The organism is Arthrobacter sp. UYP6, assembly GCF_040547315.1.
Classification (GTDB): domain Bacteria; phylum Actinomycetota; class Actinomycetes; order Actinomycetales; family Micrococcaceae; genus Arthrobacter_B.
In genome coordinates, this window is sequence record NZ_JBEPPM010000039.1 from 1 (window position 1) to 3466 (window position 3466).

The 3466-nt window shown below is 56.5% G+C and carries 3 protein-coding genes; 1 reads left to right on the plus strand and 2 read right to left on the minus strand.

Annotated features, from left to right (window positions below; all coding sequences use genetic code 11):
• Positions 1-90: 90 nt before the first annotated feature.
• Positions 91-1386, minus strand: coding sequence for a protein rep (locus tag ABIB35_RS18655; RefSeq protein WP_354183232.1), 1296 nt, complete (start codon positions 1384-1386; stop codon positions 91-93).
• Between the two features lie 122 nt (positions 1387-1508).
• Between ABIB35_RS18655 and ABIB35_RS18660 the strand changes: the two genes are divergently transcribed.
• Entirely contained in the window at positions 1509-1751 is a 243-nt protein-coding gene (locus tag ABIB35_RS18660) for a hypothetical protein (protein ID WP_354183233.1), read from the plus strand.
• A gap of 181 nt (positions 1752-1932) precedes the next feature.
• On the opposite strand, the gene ABIB35_RS18665 is transcribed toward ABIB35_RS18660, so the two are convergent.
• A complete protein-coding gene (locus ABIB35_RS18665; RefSeq protein WP_354183234.1) occupies positions 1933-3213 on the minus strand; it encodes a hypothetical protein in 1281 nt (426 codons plus the stop codon).
• Between the last annotated feature and the right edge of the window lie 253 nt (positions 3214-3466).

Below are 3466 nucleotides of genomic sequence, written 5' to 3' on the forward strand. Positions count from 1 at the left end.
GGGCCCGTGGCACCACGCCCTGTACTCCCTTGTATTCCTGCGGAATACCAGCTTCCTACGCGGTGCCACACAAAGCAGCAAACGGGAGCTTCACTCCTCGTCTTCTTCGTCGTCGGAATGGCTCAGCAATTCCACCGGAATTCCTTCGGCCAAGCAAAAGGCCAGACCGGCCTTCAAGCCACCTCGGCGAACCTCGCCCAGCAGCTGCCCACCGAGTATCGAGTTGCGTGCAACCGGTGACCAATCGGTGACCAGAAAGAGAATGTCATCAGAGGTTCCAACCTCCTCGTCGGCAATCTCTTCGTCCGCCTTTTCGCCAATCCCAAACTCAGCTTTCAGCCCCGGCGACCAGACAAGAGCCCTTCGGCCTTTGCTGGCTTTTTCGTACTCTTCCCAGAGATCCCAATCGTCCAGATCTCCATCTCTTTGGAAATCCGCAAGGATCTGCCAAGGCGTCCGCGACTTCTGGCCACGTCCTGCTTTGGTCATGTTGCCGGACATCTCATAACTCATCGTCTTGGCCGACCGGGCAACCGTTTCGTCATAGCAAGACTTGGCGAAGTAATCGGCAAATTCGACCTTCGCATCAGTGACTTTCCGCAACATCTGCGCCGAGCGCAAGGGCTCCCCGAGTCCGAGAAACTTTGCAGCGGCCCTCCAAGCCCTAAATTCGGCTTCTGCCAGCCTGTCCAGCTGTTCCTGGCTTATGTTCCCCTCAAAGAGATTCACGGAGTGAATATGCGGGTGCCAGCCATTGCGGCCATGCGTGACCTCAGTGGCGCGAACGTAGCCGTAACGGCCTAATTCCTTCCTGAGCGCCCGTACACCCTTATCCTGCCCAACGCGCTTGTTACAGGCACTCAGAGCGTCCCAGAGCTTCGCCAGAGACTGACCTTTCTTGTGCCGCAGGGTAACGGTTCCAAAAGCGATGGTGCCCCGCGGTTCAGCAGCAGCCACCAACACACCAAGTTCCAAGCGACGAACGGCTTGGATGCGTGCCGAGCAGACCGGGCAGGCCCAAACAGAGCCGCATGTGGCAAGGCCACCGAAGCCTACTGTTTCGCCAGACTGCCGGACTTCGACAACTCCCGATGGCCTGACGCTGTTACGTCCGCAAGTAGCCACCCGAGGCAGCGTAGTCATGCCCCATAAAATGCCCCGCGCAGCCCACCGATCGACCCTATTTGCATCACCCTTCGATTCGGCCTCAGATCCCTGTAACGGCGCGGAAATCGGAGCCTGTTTCGTAGGCCAGTTACCAACCGATTTCGCGTAGTTATCAAGTAAGGGTCTCAGTGCTGCGCACTTCGCCCCTTTTTGGGCCTCCGGCCCCGGGGTACTTTTAGACTCCGGAGCAGCCGGGTATGCTTGTTCTGACGTCAACATTCAGCCACCTCCTATGTGGTTGATCAAAGAGCCTCGGTGTTTCCTCACCGGGGCTCTTGCTTTTTAACTCTGCTGGTAACTGTAGTTGCCTTTTATGCCATTGGGCAACTACAGTTGCTCTTATGAGTGCAGAACGAAACGCCAGACACCACGCCGAAGCCTTCCGCTGGTACCAGGGAAGCCCTGACATGAACGACGATGAAGCGGGTATTCGTGATCTAAAAGCGCTTGTTGATGCGGCCAACGAGCTTTTGGCCGAAGCAGTCGTTCAAGCCAAAGACGATGGCATGAAGTGGCAGCAAATCGGCGACGCGCTGGGAATCACGCGGCAGGGTGCAATGAAGCGGTACTCGCCTAAGTCCTAAACCCTTCGTCGGGCTGCGCCCGGAGGGGTACAAACAAGGAGATGCGTGTGTGAACGCAAGGAAGGCCAGAAAACTGAGCTCTGTTGCTCGGTTTTCTGGCCTTTTCTGTTTCTTGACTCTGTGATGCCTCCCGGCGGGGCGCCCTGGTGTCTCGTTCCTCGACATCAGGCCAAATAGCCGGCTACTCCAGACCAGCGTGGCCGGCCGTCGGATCAGAAAGCGCCGGCGCAGCCTTGGCGATGACTGTGCTGACACGTTCCCGGCGTGCTTCTGCCACTGTGCCCGTGAACTTCTCATACTGCCACCGCAGGGTTTGCCCATTCTTCATTGGCGTATCCAGGAACATCTCAAAGTCAGCAGGCTGACTTTCCAGACGCAGCACCTGCACCTCAAGCTCGTCTGAGGCCTGCTGCGCGGCTGCCTGAGCGCTTCGGAAGGTCTCAACCGCCCTCCGGGCCTCCTCGGTGCTTCTGAGGGCCTCTGAAGCCTTTACAGCGACTTCCTGAGCTTCCCCCTTGAGCTTGGTCTCTAACGCCACCAACTGCTTCTCCTTGGCCGTCACGTTGGATTCACGGACGCGAACACTCACCCGATCCGCAGCAACCGCGCTCATATCCTCCTGAACACGCCCGTAAGCATCCTTGGTGTACCCGTTCATGTGCTGTTCTTCGTCAAAATCCGGCGAGATGTCATAGCCCAGATCAACCAGGTGTTCCTTGAGCCCAGCGTGATAATCCCGCATTTTTGCCGGGCCTGACTTCATCTTCCCTGCATCGTCCCTCACATCACGATGCGCAAACCATGCCTTTGAGGCTTCTGCCCGGAGACTGTCCGGGTTTTTCGGATCCGGTGCGAAGGTATCCATGAGGAACTGGGCATGTGGTGTCGATTCGGAGTGCTGAATATCGAAGCCGAGCGTTGCAGCCTGTCCACCAGGAACCACCTCACCGGCAAGATATGCGTGAACGTCCATGAAGTACCGCCGCGCTTCATCACGATCACGAGCAACCCAGCGACTACGCGTCCGAGGGTTGCCCTCTGAATCAAAAGCTGGCTCCCCGTCCTTGTCCAAGATCGGATAAAAACCGGGCAACTCCTCACACATTGACTTCGGCAAGTGGGTAACGATCATCGAGGTTGTGACTGTCCCGCCCTGCATCTTGCCTGTCACCTTGTCGGGCTTATCTTCACGGAGCTTACGAGAGACTTTCCCGATTCGAGCATTACCGTAAGCAATCACTTCTTGCTTGTTCTGGCACCTGCTGAATCCACCATCTCCATCGTTGACATATGCCTCATTCAAGACCTCATCAGCAACCACGATGGAGGGATTTTTATCGGCCCAATACTCGATGGCATCGGGGTCCAACTCACGCATCATCTCGTGAAGAATTGCCCCGCGCTCACCTGCACTCTTCGTGTGGGTTGCGTGGAATCCTGCACGGCCGACTACTTCGCTCATTCTGACCTCAGCTAACAATATTGCGCTCTGGAACTACTGCGTAGGAACCAGTTTACAATATTGTCTTAACCCCGTAAGACAAAAGTTCGCAAGCTCATTTTGTCCGGGTCTCTGCGAGGCTAAAAGCAAAAACATGCAAATTCTGCGAATCAGCATAAGGGCCCGTGGCACCACGCCCTGTACTCCCTTGTATTCCTGCGGAATACCAGCTTCCTACGCGGTGCCACACAAAGCAGCAAACGGGAGCTTCACT

What these genes read in the sequence shown, in the direction of transcription:
- ABIB35_RS18655 (WP_354183232.1), bottom strand. Translation starts at nt 1,386, where the DNA reads ATGTTGACGTCAGAACAAGCATACCCGGCTGCTCCGGAGTCTAAAAGT.
- ABIB35_RS18660 (WP_354183233.1), top strand. Translation starts at nt 1,509, where the DNA reads ATGAGTGCAGAACGAAACGCCAGACACCACGCCGAAGCCTTCCGCTGG.
- ABIB35_RS18665 (WP_354183234.1), bottom strand. Translation starts at nt 3,213, where the DNA reads ATGAGCGAAGTAGTCGGCCGTGCAGGATTCCACGCAACCCACACGAAG.